A 17496-nucleotide genomic window follows, 5' to 3' on the forward strand; every position below is an offset into this window, starting at 1 on the left:
CTCAGACGAGTTCGCCGCGGCCGCCGGACTTCAGCCGCTGCACGACGCTCTTGACGTCCTGCGCCCGCTCCCGGGTGGTGACGAGGAGGGCATCGGGGGTGTCGACAACGATGATGTCCTTGACGCCGAGAGTGACGACCACCCGGCCGGAGCGCGGCGCGATGACGCCCGTGGTGTCCTCGGCCACGACATCGTCCACATTGCCGAGAACCTTGACACCGTCGAGGGATTCGCTGAGCAGCGACCCGAGCGAGTCGAAGTCACCGACGTCGTCCCAGTCGAAATGCCCTGGTATCACTGCGACTCGTCCATCGGCCGCAGCCGGCTCGGCGAGTGCCTTGTCGATCGCGATCTCGGTCAGTCGCGGCCACAGCTCCGTCAATCGCAACGGGTTGTCGGCGATGGAGCGCAGGTCGCTGGCCAGTCCGGGCTGGTAGTGGTCGAGCATGTCGAGCAGCATGCTCGCCCTGAAGACGAACATGCCTGCGTTCCAACGGTATTCGCCGCTGGCGAGATAGGAGCGGGCGGTCTCGACATCCGGCTTCTCGACGAAGGAGTCGACCCCGTGCGCACTCGGCGCGCCTTCGACGTCGAGCGGCTTGCCGAGCTTGATATAGCCGAATCCCGTTGCCGGACCTTTTGGTTCGATGCCGATCGTCACCAGCCGGCCGGTCCGGGCAACCGCGATGGCCTCACGCACGCTGACGCGAAAGGACTCCACATCACGGATGACGTGGTCGGCGGCGAAGGACCCGATGATCGCGTCGGGATCTCGCTGCTCAAGGATCGCCGCGGCCAGACCGATGGCCGGCATCGACTCCCGCGGCGACGGCTCGACCAGCAGTGAGTCGATGCCCAGATCGGGCAGCTGCTGGCGAACCTCGGGGGCGTGCCGCAGACCGGTCGCGATCAGCAGCCGATCCTCCGACAGCGGCGCCAGTCGGTCGACCGTGCCTTGCAACAGCGACCATCCCGAACCGGTGAGATCGTGCAGGAACTTCGGTGAGCCCGAACGCGAGAGCGGCCACAGCCGAGTGCCCGAACCGCCCGCGGGGATAACGGTCCAGAAGCCCTTGATGGGTCCGGTCTGCTCGGTCGACATGAGCAACAAGCTAGTGCACGCTCTTCACCGGTCCCTCACGGGATCGGGCCCTCGTCATTCACCTGCTGGACACCTTCGGCGCGCAATCTGTGCAACGTGCGAATAGCAATCGTCACCGATTCCTTCATTCCGACGTTCACCGGAGTGACGACCAGCGTGTGCCAGGTGCTCGACAGGCTCGCCGCGACCGGCCACCAGGCAATCGTGTTGTGCCCCGGTCCCGCCCCTTCGTCATACCGCGGCTTTCCGGTGCGGACGGTGCGCGGCGTCGGCGGCCTGCGGCTACGCGGGCGGACCGCCGAGCTGGAGCGTCAGCTGACCGAATTCGCGCCCGACGTCGTGCACGTCGCCTCCCTGCTCGGCCTCGGCACCCGCGGCCTGACCGCCGCCGACCACCTGGGCATCCCGAGTGTCGCGGTCTTCCAGACCGACCTGCCCGGCCGGCTGGCCCACCCTTCCTCCAAGTCGCTGCACCGCGCCCTGTCGGTCGCAGGTATGACGCTGGCGCCGAGCACGGCCGCAATGCAGCTGCTCGCTGACAGCGACGTCCCCCGGATCGGCCGCTGGGCCCGCGGCGTCGACACGGCGGTCTTCCACCCGGACCGCCGCGCGGGTGAACTCACGCGCGAGCTGCGCAAATGCCTGGCACCGAACGGCGAGACGATCGTCGGGTATGTCGGCCGACTCGCGCCGGAGAAGGAATTGCACCGGCTGGCCGAGCTCGCCGACCTGCCGGGCGTCTCACTGGCGATCGTCGGCGGCGGACGCGAGCGAGACCGACTGGAGCAGCTGATCCCCCGGGCGTCGTTCCTTGGCCACCGCCAGGGGATGGAGCTGGCCGGGACCTACGCGGCTTTCGACCTCTTCGTCCACCCCGGCCGCCACGCCACCTTCGGCCAGACCGTGCAGGAGGCGATGGCCTCGAGCCTGCCGGTGGTCGCTCCGGCAGCCGGCGGGCCGCTGGACATCGTCCGGCCGGGTGTCACCGGCCTCCTGTTCGACCCGGACCGCTGTGGTGTGCTGCGCGAGACCGTTGGCGGGCTGGTCGCCGACCCGGCCATGCGGGAGCGGATGGGTCATCGCGCCCGGACCAACATCGAGCACCGCAACTGGCCGGCCGCCGTTGACGAGCTGGTCGGCATCTACCGGCAGGTCAGCGCTCCGTCATACCTGCGCCGAGTCGCCTGACCGACGCGCGCCTACGCCGCTGTATGGCGCAATGGGCCATCATGACCCGGTGAGCGAGCAGCCGGACGGTTCCAAATATGCACGGATCAGTGCTGCCCTGCGGGTGCAGGTCGAGCAGCTGGAGCCGGGCGCGGCGCTGCCGTCGGAGCGCGAGCTGGCGCAGCAGTGGGCAGTCGCGCGTATGACGATCCGCCGGGCGCTCGCCGAACTCGTCAACGCCGGCCTGGTCCGCACCGTGCACGGATCGGGTTCCGTCCGAGCACCGCAACCGGTGTCGCTGCGGGTCCAACTCGGTTCCTTCGCCGCCGCGTTGCGTGCGCATCACCTGCACCCGGAAACTGAGATCTTGGATGCGGGCACCGACCCCGAACCTCCCACTGCCGTACGCGATTTCCTCGGTCCGGGCAACGGCGCGATCTGCGTACGTCGGCTCCGCCGCGGTGACGGTGTGCCGCTGGCTCTGGAGCGCACCTGGCTGCGCGCGGACCTGCTCACGCTCGAGGAGGCGCGCCACCTCACCGGCAGTCTCTACGACCATCTGGCCCGTGACGGGCGGCAACCGGACGGCGGCGAGGAATCGGTGCGAGCGGACCTGCCCGATGCCGAGGAGGCCCGCGCGCTGCAGCTTCCGGCGACCAGGCCGGTCTTCCGGCTCACCCGTCGCGCACGTCTGGCCGCCCAGCCGGTGGAGTATGCCGAGGCGGTCCTGCCGGCCGACCGGTGCGAGCTGTGGTTCCCGCTCGCTCCATGAACAGGCGGCGCGCAGGCCACCATCGGGCGGCGAAGTTCGCTAGCGTCAGTGGAGTCAAATTGGTCTAGACCTCTCCCCTGGACCTGCCTGAGGAAGGAACTTCACGGTGACCACACTCACGCCCCGCAACACCCGTCAACTCGTCAAGCGTCATACCTCCGCCCGCAGTGCGACGGTGCTCGGCACCGTCGTCGCTATCGCCTTCGGGCTCACCGGTGCGAGCGTCGCGCCGGCTCGTGCGAGCGGCGAAACTGGTTCAACGACAACCACTTCCACCCTGCCCACGGTCTTTCCAGCGCCACAGGAGATGCACGCGTCGGGCGACCAGGTGCCGCTCAGCGGCAAGGTCCTCATCGTGACCGGCGACAACCCGGACGCATCGACCGTCGCACTCGTCAGCCGCATCGTCACGGCGGCCGGCGGCAATCCGGTCGTCAGCAGGACGGCCACCGGCGGCGGGAAGCGGATCTATCTCGGCACCGTCGCGAACAACCCCGCCATCGACGATGCCGTCGACGGCCTCGGCGCCAAGAACGCCACCGGGCTGAAGGCCGACGGCTACGTCCTGGCCAGCGGCCGGTATGACGGCTACCCGACCGTCGCGCTCAACGGTGTCGACCAGCGCGGGACCTATTACGCAGCGCAGACACTGCGGCAACTGATCACCCACAAGGTGGTGCCCGGCGTCAGCATCCGCGACTGGCCGCTGATGTCGATCCGCGGTGCGATCGAGGGGTTCTACGGCATCCCGTGGTCTCATCAGGCCCGCCTCGACCAGATGGCGTTCTACGGCGAGCACAAGATGAACACCTACATCTACACGCCGAAGGACGACCAACTGCTGCGCGCGAAATGGCGCACGCCATACAGCGGTGCGGCCCTGGACCGGATGAAGGAGCTGGTCAAGACGGCGAACGACATTCACGTCGACTTCACCTTCGCGCTGTCGCCGGGCAACGACATCTGCTACTCCTCCGATGCCGATCTGAAGGCGACCGAGGCGAAGTTCGACCAGTTGCGCAGTCTCGGGGTGCGTTCGTTCTACATCGCCCTGGACGACATCCCGCTGTCGTTCCATTGTGCGGCGGACAAGGCGAAGTATCCCGACAACGGCGATTGGCACTGGCTGGCCGATGCGCAGGCTGACTACCTCAATCGGATCAACCAGGACTACATCAAGCCCAACGGGCTGGCGCCGTTGCAGACCGTTCCGACCAATTACAACGGCTCCGGTCCGGATCCCTACAAGGCCGAGTTCGGCACGCGGCTGGACGACGACGTGCTGGTCCAGTGGACCGGAGAGGGCGTCTTCTCCGACACGATCACCGCTGCATCGGTGCAGCGCGCGAGTACGTCATACAACACCGACCACCTCTACATCTGGGACAACTTCCCGGTGAACGACGGCAAGCGCGGGCGGCTGTTCCTGAACCCGCTGACCGGGCGGGCGCCCGACCTCTACAAGTACATCGATGGGATCACGTCCAACCCGATGATCGAGCCCTACGCCTCGATGCCGGCGCTGGCGAATTACGGCGACTACACCTGGAACGGCCCGAAGTATGACGCCAACGCCTCGATGTCCGCGGTGCTGGACGAGCTGGCCGGCCCCGACCAGGGGACCCGGACCGCGCTGCGCACTTTCGCCGATCTCAACCAGGAGTGGCCCTACCGGGCGAGCACCCAGAAGGCGCCCGCGCTGAGCAAGGACATCGCGGCGTTCTGGCAGGCGCGGTCGGGCGGGAGTTCGGGGGCAACCCCGGCGCTCGACCAGCGGCTGGCCGCGATCGTCGCGCTCCCCCGCACCCTGGCCGGTATGGCGCAACCCGGCTTCGCCCGTGATGCCGCGCCGTGGGTCAATGCGGCCGCGAAGTGGGCGACCGCGCTGCAGCACGAGATCGCGATGCTGACCGCTCTCGACGCCGGAGACGGGTCGACGGCGACGCGCGAATACTTCGCCGCTCAGGACGCGGTCGCCGATGCCAAGAAGCCGACCGTCCCGGACCAGGGGTCCAATGGCGAACCCGAGCCGAACCAGATAGTGCCGTCCGTGGGCGACGGCGCGTTCGAGGCGTTCACGACGAAGGCGAACAACGAGTTCATCAGTTGGCTCGGTGCGAAACCCATTGACACCAAGGGGTATTCGAGCACTCCGAGCAGCTCGATGGGCACCTACTCCTCGTATGGCGTCAGCAAGATGACCGACAACGACCCGTCGAGCTACTACTGGTCGAACGCAGCGCCGTCGGTCGGCAGCAACGTCCAGGTCGACCTCGGCGCGACGCAGCAGGTCGGCAGTGTGGTGGTCCGGCAGTCCGACAGCGACAGCCAGACCGGCGACATGATCTATCACGCGGCACTCGACTACTCGACTGACGGGGAACACTGGACGACGGCCGCGGAGTTCGACACCAAACCGGTGGTTCGCTACACCTTCGACACCCCCGTCCAAGCGCGCTACGTCCGGCTTCGTGCGACGGCGCTCAACCCGGGTGGCAAGTGGGTCAAGATCCGCGACTTCGCGGTGTCCGCGACGTCACCGGTCTCGTCGAACCTGCCGGCTGCGAACGGCAGCGGCGCTGCCGACGCCTTCGACGCCGACCTGGGCACGGCATACCAAGCGGGATCTAAGCCGGTCGAGGGCTCGTTCCTCGCCCGCACGTATGCCGATCCCGTGTCGTTGCAGCAGGTTTCGGTCGTCGGCACCGGCGCCGGTGAGCTGCAAGTGCAACACGACGGCACGTGGACGACGATCGGTGCACTGGCGGGGGTTCGTCATACGCGACAGGTGACGTCGACCCGACCTGGCAGGTGACGGGAGTGCGGATGCTCTTCACCCCGGGCTCCGCTGCGCCGGTGATCAACGAGCTGGTCGCGCGGTAGTTCGTCATACGGGAGTTCGTCATACAGGAGAAGAGCCGGTCATAGCTCTCCCCAGTGTCAGCTCGTGAACGGTCCGGCCCGAAATTCCGATCACAGCCCTCCCCAGTGTCAGCTAGTGAACGGTCGCAGGTCCGAACACCGGTCACGGCTCGACACTGGGGAGACTCGTGCACACCAACACGCGCGAGACCGGTCATAACTCTCCCCAGTGTCAGCTCGCGCACCGTCCGAACCCGAAATTCCGATCACAGCCCTCCCCAGTGTCAGCTAGTGAACGGTCGCAGGTCCGAACACCGGTCACGGCTCGACACTGGGGAGACTCATGCATGCCCGAAAATGTCGCGCGTCGGGTCTGCGACTGTGGATAACTTCTGCGCCGTATGACGGTGGAAGGTCATCCTGACTCGATGGACGACACCTTCGATCCGCGAGTTCCGTTCCGCAGCGCGTCCGGACGGAAGCAGGGCCTGAGTCGGCGAACATTGACTGGCAAGGGATTTCGCCGACTACACCGAGACTGCTACGTGTCGTCTGAAGGCGCCTTGGACTTCGAGACTCGCGCACGCGCCGCGCTCGAGATGGTGCCGGGTGCCTACGGCCTGAGTCATCAGAGCGCAGTGACCTGGTATGGCGGCACGGCCCCGGACACTCCCGACATACATCTGGCGGTTCCCCATCGGTTGCGTTGCGATCTCCCCGGAATCCGCACTCACCGCTACCGCACTCGGCCGATGCTCTGGACACGGCGCGGGACGACGGTCACTGCTCCGCCGCAGACCTTCGTCGATCTCGCGGCCACTTCGGATCTTGTCGACCTGGTGGTGGCCGGAGACTCGCTGGTACGCCGAACCTCTGTCACACCAGCGGAATTGGCCGCGTTCGCTCGACAAGCGCACTCGAACGGCATCGCCCGTGCTCGCCGGGCGAGCGCATTTGTCCGTTCCGATGTCGACTCTCCCCAAGAGAGTCGCTCGCGAATGCTGATCGTGCTGGCCGGCCTGCCGGAGCCGACCGTCAATCTGCGCTTCCACACCGAGGAAGGCGTACTGCTGCGACGCATGGACATGGGATACAAGGGCATCAAGCTCGCCGTCGAGTATGACGGCCGACAGCACATCGAACGGAAGTCGCAGTGGAGCCAGGACATTGGGCGCCGCGAATTTTTCGAAGGGCTCGGATGGCGGTTCATCATCCTGGTAGCCACTGACATCTGGACCACGCCCGGCAACACCATCCAGCGGGTATCCGGCGGCTTGGCCGAGCGCGGCATCAAGGTGCCGCCGTTGCGCAACGAATGGCGACTCCACTTTCCGGATCGCGGAGATTTCGGCGCGGTATCTGCGTGAACGTTTCGCTCCCCTGGGGAGACTCGTGAACGCCCACACGCGCAGGACCGGTCATAGCTCTCCCCAGTGTCAGCTCGTGCACGCCCACACCCGCGGGACCGCTCATACCTCTCCCCAGTGTCAGCTCGTGCACGCCCACACCCGCGGGACCGCTCATACCTCTCCCCAGTGTCAGCTCGTGAACAACACGGCCCGACACTGGGGAGACTCGTGCACGCCCACCCGCGCGAGATCGCTCATACCTCTCCCCAATGTCAGCTCGTGAACGGCCCGGCCCGGCATACCCGCACACGGCCCGACACTGGGGAGACTCGTGCACCGAAAAGAAGACTGGCCGAGTAATTACCCGGCCAGTCTTCTTTCGTTCGTATGACGAAAACCCTTGTCAGCGCTTGGCCTTGATGAAGTCGCGGTTCAGCTGGCTGATGACATCCAGCGGGATCTCCTTGGGGCACGCCGCCGAGCACTCGCCGAGGTTCTGGCAACCGCCGAAGTCCTCCGCGTCGTGCTGGTTGAGCATCTTGACCACGCGCGAGTCACGCTCGGGCTGGCCCTGCGGCAGCTCACCGAGGTGGGTGATCTTGGCGCCGAGGAAGAGCATGCCGGAGGCGTTCGGGCACGCGGCGACACACGCACCGCAGCCGATGCAGGTGGCTGTGTCGAACGCGCGGTCGGCCTTGTGCTTCTGCACCTGCAGGTTGTTGGCCTCGACGGCGGCACCGGTGTTGACCGAGACGAAGCCACCCGCCTGGATGATCCGATCGAATGCCGACCGGTCGACTATCAGGTCACGCACGAGTGGGAACGCTTGCGCGCGCCACGGTTCGATGGTGATCGTGTCACCGTCGGTGAACGTACGCATGTGCAACTGGCAGGTCGTGGTGACCTCCGGGCCGTGCGCCTCGCCGTTGATCATCAACGAGCACATGCCGCAGATGCCTTCGCGACAGTCGGAGTCGAACGCCACCGGCTCGTCGCCGGACTCGGTGAGCTGCTCGTTGAGCACGTCGAGCATCTCCAGGAACGACATGTCCTCGGAGATGTCGGTCACCGGGTAGGTCACCAGCTCGCCCTGTGTGTCGGGCCCGGCCTGGCGCCAGATCTTCAATGTGAGATTCATATTATTTGTAGCTCCGCTGCTTCAACGCGATGTTCTTGTAGACGAGGTCTTCCTTGTGCAACACGGGCGGCTTGTAGCTGCCTTGGTCGCCACCGGTGAACTCCCACGCCGCGACATACGCGAACTTGTCGTCGTCGCGCAGCGCCTCGCCATCCTCGGTCTGCGACTCGGTCCGGAAGTGACAGCCGCACGACTCGGTGCGGTGCAGCGCGTCGATGCACATGAGCTCGGCGAGCTCGAAGAAGTCGGCCACCCGGCCGGCCTTCTCCAGCGACTGGTTGAGCGTCGCCGCCGAACCCGGCACCTTCAGGTTGCGCCAGAACTCCTCGCGCAGTGAGCGGATCAGGTCGATCGCCTTGCGCAGTCCGGCGTCGTTGCGCTCCATGCCGCAGTACTCCCAGACGATGTTGCCGAGCTCCTTGTGGAAGGAGTCGACCGTCCGCTCACCCTTGATCGACAGGAACTTCTCGATCCGATCCTCAACCGACTTACGGGCCTCAAGCACCTCCGGCGCGTCCTCGGCGACGGGCTCGAACGGTCCCCGAGCCAGGTAGTCGCGAATGGTGTTCGGCAGCACGAAGTAGCCGTCAGACAGGCACTGCATCAGCGACGATGCACCGAGGCGGTTGGCGCCGTGATCGGAGAAGTTGGCCTCCCCCGCCGCGAACAGGCCCGGAATCGTGGTCTCCAGGTCGTAGTCGACCCACAGGCCGCCCATCGTGTAATGCACCGCCGGGTAGATGCGCATCGGCACCTCATAGGGGTTCTCCCCCGTGATCCGCTGGTACATGTCGAAGAGGTTGCCGTACTTGGCCTTGACCGCTTCCTTGCCCAAGCGATTGATCGCGTTCGCGAAGTCGAGGTAGACACCGCGGCGGAAGTCGCCGACCTTCGGTCCGACGCCACGGCCCTCGTCGCAGACGACCTTGGCCTGCCGGCTGCCGATGTCACGCGGCACGAGGTTGCCGAACGCTGGGTACTTGCGCTCCAGGTAGTAGTCGCGGTCCTCTTCGGGTATGTCGCGCGGGTCCTTCTCGCAGTCCTCGGCGCGCTTCGGCACCCAGATGCGGCCGTCGTTGCGCAACGACTCGCTCATCAACGTCAGCTTCGACTGGTAGTCACCGGCGACCGGGATGCAGGTCGGGTGGATCTGCGTGTAGCACGGGTTGGCGAAGTAGGCGCCCTTGCGGTGCGCCCGCCAGCTGGCGGTGACGTTGCAGCCCATCGCGTTGGTCGACAGGTAGAAGACGTTGCCGTAGCCACCACTGGCAAGCACGACGGCGTCGGCGACGTGCGTCTCGATCTCGCCGGTGACCATGTCACGGGCGATGATGCCTCGGGCCTTACCGTCGACGATGACCACTTCCAGCATCTCGTGTCGCGTGAACTGCTCCACCGTGCCGGCCGCAACCTGACGCTCCATCGCTTGGTACGCGCCGATCAGCAACTGCTGACCCGTTTGGCCTCGGGCGTAGAAGGTGCGAGCCACCTGCACACCACCGAACGAGCGGTTGTCCAGCAGGCCGCCGTAGTCGCGGGCGAAGGGGACGCCCTGCGACACGCACTGGTCAATGATGTCGGTGCTGACCTCAGCGAGGCGGTAGGAGTTGGACTCGCGGGAGCGGTAGTCGCCGCCCTTGACGGTGTCGTAGAACAGACGGTAGATCGAGTCGCCGTCGTCGTTGTAGTTCTTCGCGGCGTTGATGCCACCCTGCGCGGCCACCGAGTGCGCCCGACGCGGGCTGTCCTGGTAACAGAACGACTTCACGTTGTAGCCGGCCTCGCCCAGTGTCGCGGCGGCGGCGCCACCGGCCAGTCCGGTGCCGACGATGATCACCGACAGCTTGCGCCGGTTGGTCGGGTTGACCAGCTTGTTCTCGAACTTGGCCTTGGTCCACATCTGCTCGATGGGAGCCTCGGGGGCCTTGGTGTCCTCGATCTGGTCGCCGAGTTGGTAGAGGTCATCGATGAGTTCAGACATCGGCAATTCCTTACTTGATTCCGCCGAAGGCGATGGCGAGCGGCGGTATGACGAAGCCGACGGCGACGATCAGGGCGACCACGATGCCGACGGTCTTGGCGATCGAGCGGGCACGGGGAGTCGACGTGAAGCCGAGCGTCTGCGATGCGCTCCAGATGCCGTGATGCAGGTGCATCCCGAGGGCGATCATCGCCAGCACGTAGATGATCGTCAGCCACCACACGTTGAAGGCGTGCACGGTCAGCTCGTAGGGATCCTTGGTGATCGCCGCACTCTGGCCGCCGCTGCCGACGTTGATCTTGACGACGGTGAACTCCAGCAGGTGCCAGATGATGAACAGCAGCAGGAAAACACCGCCCCAGCGCATCCACTTGCTCGAGAACGACTGCGCCACAGACTTTTTCACGACATAGCGCTGCGGTCGCGCTGCCTTGGCGCGGGCCCAGAGCACGACGGCGCTGTAGACGTGTAGGACGACGGCGATCCCGAGGAGGACTTCCATGATGGTCAGGAAGCCATGCCTTGGCAGGATCGGCTCGAACATGGTCCGCAGGTGCTCGGAGTATTCGTTGAACGCCGTGTGACCGGCGAACAGCTTGTAGAGATTGCCGTACATGTGCGCAATCACGAAGAGCACGAAAAGGATGCCAGTGACGGCCATCAGCGACTTCAGGAAGATCGTGCTGCCGAGCTTGCCGGTGCGCTTCGACGGGGGCGCGGACAGGGTTCTGGTTGCCACGGGTGGCAGGTTACCGCTGCCTCGGGGCGCGCGGAGGCTGAGGATGACCTAATGTGTCCGGCGCCACACCGGACACAGTCGGCGTGCGACCTCGAATCAATCCGGCGACGACGCGGGCGATCCGCTCCCGTCCACCTGCGTGCGTCCCTCGTAGTCACGCCCGCGGATGCCGATCTTGTTGCCCAGCCAGACCAGCGGATCATATTTGCGGTCCGCGACCCGCTCCTTCATCGGGATGATCGCGTTGTCGGTGATGTGAATGCCCTCCGGGCACACCTCGGTGCAGCACTTGGTGATGTTGCACATGCCGAGTCCCGCTGTCTCCTGGGCAAACGCCCGCCGGTCGTGTATGTCGAGCGGGTGCATGTCGAGCTCGGCGTAGCGCAGGAAGAATCGGGGACCGGCATACGCCTGCTTGTTGTCCTCGTGGTCGCGGACCACGTGGCAGACGTCCTGGCACAGGAAGCACTCGATGCACTTGCGGAACTCCTGACCGCGCTGCACATCGGCCTGCATCATCCGCCGCTTTCCGTCCGCGTCGCGGGGGCCGAGGTCCGCCGCCGGCACCTGTTTGGCCTTCTCGAAGTTGTAGGAGACGTCGGTGACCAGGTCGCGAATCACGGGGAAGGTCCGCATCGGTGTGACGGTGATCGTCTCGGCGGGATCGAAGTCCGACAGTCGCGTCATACACATCAGCCGGGGACGGCCATTGACCTCCGCGCTGCACGAGCCACACTTGCCTGCCTTGCAGTTCCACCGCACGGCCAGGTCACCGGCCTGGGTCGCCTGCAGCCGATGGATCGCGTCGAGGACGACCTCGCCCTCCGACACCTCGACGGTGTAGTCGGCGAGCTCGCCGCCCGACTCGTCCCCGCGCCATACGCGCATCTTCAGGTTGTATCCCACAGTCGTCCAACTCCTTTCCCGCTCAAGCAAACCCGGATGACAGTCACTACTCGACGAGCTTCTTGAGCTCGTCGGGCATCTCGGGCAGCGGCTGTTCGGTCAGCTCGATCCCCGTTCCGGCAGCATCGAGGGTGACGATGAGGTTCTTGTGGGCCCAGACGTCATCCGGCAGCGGGAAGTCGTCCCTGGTGTGCCCGCCCCGCGACTCCTCGCGGGCCAGGGCGGCCTTCGCGACCGACTCGGACACGATCAGCATGTTGCGCAGGTCCAGCGCCAGGTGCCAGCCGGGGTTGTACTGCCGGTTGCCGGTCACGAGCAGGTGCCGGGCGCGCTGCTTCAGCTTCTCGATCTCCACCAACGAGCGCTCCAGCTCATCCGCCGTGCGGATGATGCCGACCAGGTCGTTCATCACCTGCTGCAGGTCCTGCTGCAGCGTGTAGGGGTTCTCGGTGTGCTCCCCGCCGGCTCGAACGGGGCCAGGGCGAGCCGCTCGGCGGACTTCACCGCAGCCGGGTCGACCTGCGGGCGATCGCCGCTCAGCCCACGAGCGTGCTCCGCCGCGGCCTCTCCGGCGCGCTTGCCGAAGACCAGCAGGTCACCCAGCGAGTTACCGCCGAGACGGTTCGACCCGTGCATACCGCCGGAGCACTCGCCGACCGAATAGAGGCCCGGTACACGACTCATCTCGGTGTCCGGATCGACCTCGATCCCGCCCATGACGTAGTGGCATGTCGGCCCGATCTCCATAGGTTGCTTGGTGATGTCGACGTCGGCGAGTTCCTTGAACTGGTGGTACATGGAAGGCAGTCGCCGCATGATGTATTCGGGAGTGCGCCGGCTGGCGATGTCGAGGAACACGCCGTCGTGCTCAGAGCCACGACCAGCCTTGACCTCCGAGTTGATTGCGCGCGCCACCTCGTCACGCGGCAGCAGCTCCGGGGGACGCCGGTTGTTGACCTTGTCGTCATACCAGCGGTCGGCCTCCTCCTCGGTGTCCGCGGTCTCGTCCTTGAAGTAGTCGGTGATGTAGTCGAACATGAACCGCTTGCCCTCGGAGTTGCGCAGCACTCCCCCGTCACCGCGCACCGACTCGGTCACCAGCAGACCCTTCACCGACGGAGGCCACACCATGCCCGTCGGATGGAACTGCACGAACTCCATGTTGATCAGCGACGCACCGGCGCGCAGCGCCAGCGCGTGCCCGTCGCCGGTGTACTCCCACGAGTTGGTGGTGACCTTGAAGGACCGCCCTATCCCGCCCGTCGCGAGTATGACGCTCGGCGCCTCGAGAAGCAGACACCGACCGGTCTCCCGCCAATATCCGAACGCACCGGAGATCCTCGACCCACCCGCGCCCTCCTCGAGCAGGAGCTCGGTGACCGTGCACTCCATGAAGACCTCGATGCCGAGGGCGACGGCACGCTGCTGGAGGGTGCGGATCATCTCCAGACCGGTGCGGTCCCCGACGTGCGCCAGCCGTGCGTAACGGTGTCCACCGAAGTCGCGCTGCGAGATCAGACCCTCTGGCGTCCGGTCGAACAGCGCGCCCCAGTCCTCCAGCTCGAGCACCCGCTCGGGTGCCTCCTGGGCGTGGATCTGGGCCATCCGCCAGTGATTGAGCATCTTGCCGCCGCGCATCGTGTCGCGGAAGTGCACCTGCCAGTTGTCCTCCGGCCACAGGTTGCCCAGGGACGCCGCGATGCCGCCCTCGGCCATCACCGTGTGGGCCTTGCCGAGCAAGGACTTGCACACCACAGCGACCCGGGCGCCGGCTTCGTGCGCCGCGATGGCGGCGCGAAGACCCGACCCGCCGGCACCGATGACAAGCACGTCGAACTCGTGGTGCTCCATGCCGGCCGGCGCGTCGCCGGACATCTCGTTGCCGGTCATCGGGTGGCGGGTCGACCCGTCGGGGGTGTCTGTCATCTCGAAAAGACCTCGGATCGCATCTCTAGAAAAACCGTGGATCGTTGAAGGCGCCACCGGCGACCAGTCGGATGTACAGGTCGGTGATCGCCACGAATACCAGTGAGGCCCAGGCGATCTGGCCGTGCCGCGCGTTCAGGGCGGTCGCCCGGCTCCACAGCCAGTAGCGGACCGGATGTTTGGAGAAGTGCCGCAGCCTCCCGCCGATCGCGTGCCTGCACGTATGACAAGAGGCGTTGTAACCCCACAGCAGAATCGCGTTGACCACCATGACCAGCGTGCCCAGTCCGGCGTGCCCCCAGTGCCCCTGGTGGTCCCGGAAGGCGATCACTGCGTCATAGGTCAGGATGCAGTTGAAGATCAGCGTGATGTAGAAGAAATAGCGGTGGATGTTCTGCACGATCAGCGGGAAGCGGGACTCACCCCGATAGTGCTTCGCCGCCTCGGGAACCGCGCAGGCCGGCGGCGACAGGAAGAACGAGCGGTAGTAGGCCTTGCGGTAGTAGTAGCAGGTCGCGCGCAGTCCGGCCGGGAAGATGATGATGATGAGGGCCGGCGTCACCGGGTTGATGCTGGGAAACCAACCCCACCCGCTGTCCGCGACGCAGTTGCCCGTCAGACACGGGGAGTACATCGGTGAGATGTAGGGCTTCCAGTAGTAGTCCTTGTTCACGAACACCGCGTAGGCGAGATAGACGCCGACGATGAGCAGGGTCAGGCCGTAGGCCAACGGCGTCAACCACCACCGGTCGCCGCGCAACGTGCGCGCGGCGATCCGTGCCCGCCCGACCGCGCGCACGCCGGTCCCGTCCTGCGTCGGCGTTGTGACCATCACCACTCCGCTCCGGAACGCTCGACCGCGCCCCTGTGACCTCTGTCACCATACGGGTCACACGAGGTCGGCGTTGCTTAACCGATCAGTCCGGTTGGTCGTCAGCCAGCGCCGAGCGCGAAGGACCGGTAGGGACGCCACACCCCGTCGTGCCCGTGCTCGTAGAGGGAGAACGAGTCGACCTGCATGCTGCAGCTGTATGCCGCGAGCCCGTCGAACGCCTCCTGGAGCGCCTCGTCGGAAACGCCGTGGGCGATGGTGACGTGCGGGTGGTACGGGAAATCGAGCACCCGCTCCACCGGGCCGGAGCGCACCGCGCGTTCCAGTTGCTCGCAGTTGGCGATGCCCTCGGCCACGGCGACGAAGACGACCGGCGAGATCGGCCGGAAGGTGCCGGTGCCGCGCAGCGTCATACGGAAAGGGGTGACCGAGCCGGCGACCTTCGCGAGGTGATCCTGCAGCGCGTCCTCGGCGTCCGGCTCGACCGGCGTCGGAGGCATCAGAGTGACATGCGGTGGCACGGCGTCGGCCAACGGATCGCCTGCCTCCAGCCGGGCAGCCTGCAACTCCTCCGCAAAGGGGGCCGGGATCGGGATCGAAACGCCGATCGTCTTCATCAGCGAGCGACCCCGGATGGAATGAATCCGACTGCGGCATAGGCGCGTTCGAGCACCGGGGCGGCGACGGAACGAGCTCGCTCCGCACCACGGGCGAGGACGCGGTCCAGCTCGGCCTGGTCGGCGAGCAACTCCTCGACGCGCGCCCTGAACGGCGCCTGGACCTCTGCGACGAGCGCGGCGACATCGGTCTTGAGTGCGCCGTACTTGTTCTCGCCCGCATAGCGTTCGACGAGCGCTTCGATCGAGTCGTTGGACAGAGCGGAGTGGATCCGCAACAGGTTGGCGATGCCCGGCTTCGCTTCGACGTCGTAGCGCACCTCGTTGTCGGTGTCGGTGACCGCGGACTTGATCTTCTTGGTGTTGACCTTCACCTCGTCCAGCATCATCAGGTTGCCGTTCTGGTTGTCCGCCGACTTGCTCATCTTCGCGGTCGGCTCCTGCAGCGACATGATCTTCGCGGTGCCCTCCGGGATGTGCCCGTTCGGCACCACGAACGTCTCGCCGTAGCGGGAGTTGAACCGCTGCGCCAGGTCACGGGTGAGCTCCAAGTGCTGGCGCTGGTCCTCGCCCACCGGGACGGAGGTGGCGTCATACAGCAGGATGTCGGCGGCCATCAGCATCGGATAGGTGAAGAGGCCGACGTTGGTGCCGTCGGAGCCGCGCTTGGCGGACTTGTCCTTGAACTGCGTCATACGGGCTGCTTCGCCATACCCGGTGATGCAGTTGAGCACCCAGGCGAGCTGGGAGTGCTCAGGAACGTGGGACTGCACGAAGACGGTCGAGGCGTCGGGGTCGATGCCGCCGGCGAGGTACTGCGCGGCCGTGACCCGGGTGCGTCGACGCAACTCCTCCGGCTCCGGGTTGACCGTCAAGGCGTGCTGGTCGACGACGCAGAAGAAGGCGTCGAAGTCCTGCTGCATGCGCACCCAATTGACCTGTGCGCCCAGGTAATTGCCCAAATGCAGCGAGTCGTGCGTGGGCTGCATGCCGGACAGAATCCGTGGGGTACGGCCGCTGGGCGAGGTGTCGCTCATGGAAGGTACGTGCTCTCTTTCGTTGCACTCGAGGCTTATTCTGCGCCGGCAAGAGCGTCAGCAAGCTGCCGCCATGCCAACGCAGCCCAAGCTCGCTGTGCCTGTTCAAAATCAACTTCGCTCGAACCGGATCGCGGGCCAGTCTCTCACCCCTGTGCGAACAGAACACCCGTCGCCCACCCGGAATTGTGTGAGCCTTGGTTGTTTGATCGTGTTTAAATATGGGGGAACCCGTGTCGCCGAAAGGAGATCACGATGCTGGCCCGTCAACGCCAAGAGCTCATCGCGCGCGCCGTGGATGAGCACGGTGGGATCCGGGTGTCAGAGTTGGTCGCCGAGCTGAATGTCAGCGACATGACGATCCGTCGCGACATCGAAACGCTGGCCCGAAAGGGTGTGGTGCGCAAGGTCCACGGCGGCGCCACCCGCGCCGACCGCAGCGCGGACGAGCCCGGTTTCACGGCGAAGTCCGAGATGAATCCCCTGCAGAAGTCGGAGATTGCGCGCACCACCGCGAGCCTGATCTCTCCCGGGTCCTCGGTCGCCATCTCGGCCGGCACGACGGCGTATGCCGTTGCTCAGGAGCTGCGCGGCATCAAGCGACTCACGGTCGTGACCAACTCCCCTCCCGTCGCCGAGCTGCTCTTCGACCCGGATGAGAACGACCGGCTGGTGGTGCTCACCGGTGGTGTGCGTACCCCTTCGGACGCTCTCGTCGGCCCGGTAGCCAACGAAATGCTCGCGACCGTTCACGTCGACACTCTCATCCTCGGCGTGCACGGCATCGACATCGACGCCGGATTGACAACGCCCAATCTGCAAGAGGCACAGACCAATCGGGCCTTGATCCGGACAGCCAAGCGCGTCGTCGTCGTTGCCGACCACAGCAAGTGGGGCACCGTCGGCCTGTTGACCATCGCGACCCTGGACAAGGTGGACACCCTGGTCACCGACGCCGAGCTGGACGACGAGGCCAGGCGTGAGCTGAGTAAGCGTGACATCAACCTGGTGATCGCATCGCGGGACGACGCGTCGCCGGTCGAGCGCTGATGCGCTCGCCCGGCGATC

15 protein-coding genes are annotated in these 17496 nt (G+C 66.0%); 5 read left to right on the plus strand and 10 right to left on the minus strand.

The genetic code is table 11. The features are described from left to right. Window position 1: 1 nt before the first annotated feature. Window positions 2-1102, minus strand: a complete 1101-nt coding sequence (locus ACFQDH_RS22810; RefSeq protein ID WP_382404651.1) for a mannose-1-phosphate guanylyltransferase — start codon at window positions 1100-1102, stop codon at window positions 2-4. A 96-nt stretch (window positions 1103-1198) separates the two neighbouring features. Here ACFQDH_RS22810 and ACFQDH_RS22815 point away from each other — a divergent pair, with 96 nt between their 5' ends. The 4 genes from ACFQDH_RS22815 to ACFQDH_RS22830 all read left to right on the plus strand — a co-directional run bounded on the left by ACFQDH_RS22815 (window position 1199) and on the right by ACFQDH_RS22830 (window position 7270). Then, window positions 1199-2290 carry a glycosyltransferase family 4 protein gene (locus ACFQDH_RS22815; protein WP_382404652.1) on the plus strand — a complete coding sequence of 364 codons (1092 nt, stop codon included), beginning with the start codon at window positions 1199-1201 and terminating at the stop codon, window positions 2288-2290. A gap of 49 nt (window positions 2291-2339) precedes the next feature. Continuing rightward, the gene (locus ACFQDH_RS22820; RefSeq protein ID WP_382404653.1) at window positions 2340-3041 is read left to right on the plus strand and encodes a GntR family transcriptional regulator; all 702 of its coding nucleotides are present in this window, start codon (window positions 2340-2342) and stop codon (window positions 3039-3041) included. Between the two features lie 106 nt (window positions 3042-3147). Beyond that, entirely contained in the window at window positions 3148-5856 is a 2709-nt protein-coding gene (locus tag ACFQDH_RS22825; protein WP_382404654.1) for a beta-N-acetylglucosaminidase domain-containing protein, read from the plus strand. A 592-nt stretch (window positions 5857-6448) separates the two neighbouring features. Next, window positions 6449-7270: a hypothetical protein gene (locus tag ACFQDH_RS22830; RefSeq protein WP_382404655.1), complete on the plus strand. Its 822-nt coding sequence runs from the start codon at window positions 6449-6451 to the stop codon at window positions 7268-7270. Window positions 7271-7655: 385 nt separating this feature from the next. Here the strand turns inward: ACFQDH_RS22830 and ACFQDH_RS22835 are convergent, their stop codons facing one another. From ACFQDH_RS22835 to trpS, 9 genes are all read right to left on the minus strand, one after another. After that, entirely contained in the window at window positions 7656-8390 is a 735-nt protein-coding gene (locus tag ACFQDH_RS22835; RefSeq protein WP_382404657.1) for a succinate dehydrogenase/fumarate reductase iron-sulfur subunit, read from the minus strand. Between the two features lies 1 nt (window position 8391). Continuing rightward, a complete protein-coding gene (locus ACFQDH_RS22840) occupies window positions 8392-10371 on the minus strand; it encodes a fumarate reductase/succinate dehydrogenase flavoprotein subunit (RefSeq protein WP_382404658.1) in 1980 nt (659 codons plus the stop codon). 10 nt (window positions 10372-10381) lie between these two features. Continuing rightward, window positions 10382-11110 (minus strand): succinate dehydrogenase cytochrome b subunit, encoded by a 729-nt coding sequence (locus ACFQDH_RS22845; RefSeq protein ID WP_382404659.1) that lies wholly within the window; start codon window positions 11108-11110, stop codon window positions 10382-10384. 96 nt (window positions 11111-11206) lie between these two features. Then, a complete protein-coding gene (locus tag ACFQDH_RS22850) occupies window positions 11207-12016 on the minus strand; it encodes a succinate dehydrogenase/fumarate reductase iron-sulfur subunit (protein WP_382404660.1) in 810 nt (269 codons plus the stop codon). 46 nt (window positions 12017-12062) lie between these two features. After that, window positions 12063-12425 (minus strand): hypothetical protein, encoded by a 363-nt coding sequence (locus ACFQDH_RS22855; RefSeq protein ID WP_382404661.1) that lies wholly within the window; start codon window positions 12423-12425, stop codon window positions 12063-12065. Beyond that, window positions 12425-13942 carry a fumarate reductase/succinate dehydrogenase flavoprotein subunit gene (locus ACFQDH_RS22860; RefSeq protein WP_382404662.1) on the minus strand — a complete coding sequence of 506 codons (1518 nt, stop codon included), beginning with the start codon at window positions 13940-13942 and terminating at the stop codon, window positions 12425-12427. Before ACFQDH_RS22860 ends, ACFQDH_RS22855 begins: the two co-directional genes overlap by 1 nt. Window positions 13943-13967: 25 nt before the next feature. Further along, a complete protein-coding gene (locus ACFQDH_RS22865; RefSeq protein WP_382404663.1) occupies window positions 13968-14774 on the minus strand; it encodes a hypothetical protein in 807 nt (268 codons plus the stop codon). Between the two features lie 101 nt (window positions 14775-14875). Then, the gene (locus ACFQDH_RS22870; RefSeq protein WP_382404664.1) at window positions 14876-15391 is read right to left on the minus strand and encodes a 2'-5' RNA ligase family protein; all 516 of its coding nucleotides are present in this window, start codon (window positions 15389-15391) and stop codon (window positions 14876-14878) included. Then, a complete protein-coding gene (gene trpS / locus ACFQDH_RS22875) occupies window positions 15391-16428 on the minus strand; it encodes a tryptophan--tRNA ligase (RefSeq protein ID WP_382404665.1) in 1038 nt (345 codons plus the stop codon). The genes ACFQDH_RS22870 and trpS overlap by 1 nt, the downstream gene beginning before the upstream one ends. A 255-nt stretch (window positions 16429-16683) precedes the next feature. On the opposite strand from trpS, the gene ACFQDH_RS22880 reads away from it, so the two are divergent. After that, window positions 16684-17478, plus strand: a complete 795-nt coding sequence (locus tag ACFQDH_RS22880; protein ID WP_382404666.1) for a DeoR/GlpR family DNA-binding transcription regulator — start codon at window positions 16684-16686, stop codon at window positions 17476-17478. Window positions 17479-17496 lie beyond the last annotated feature (18 nt).

The organism is Flexivirga alba, from assembly GCF_042661025.1.
GTDB classification, from domain to species: Bacteria; Actinomycetota; Actinomycetes; order Actinomycetales; family Dermatophilaceae; genus Flexivirga; species Flexivirga alba.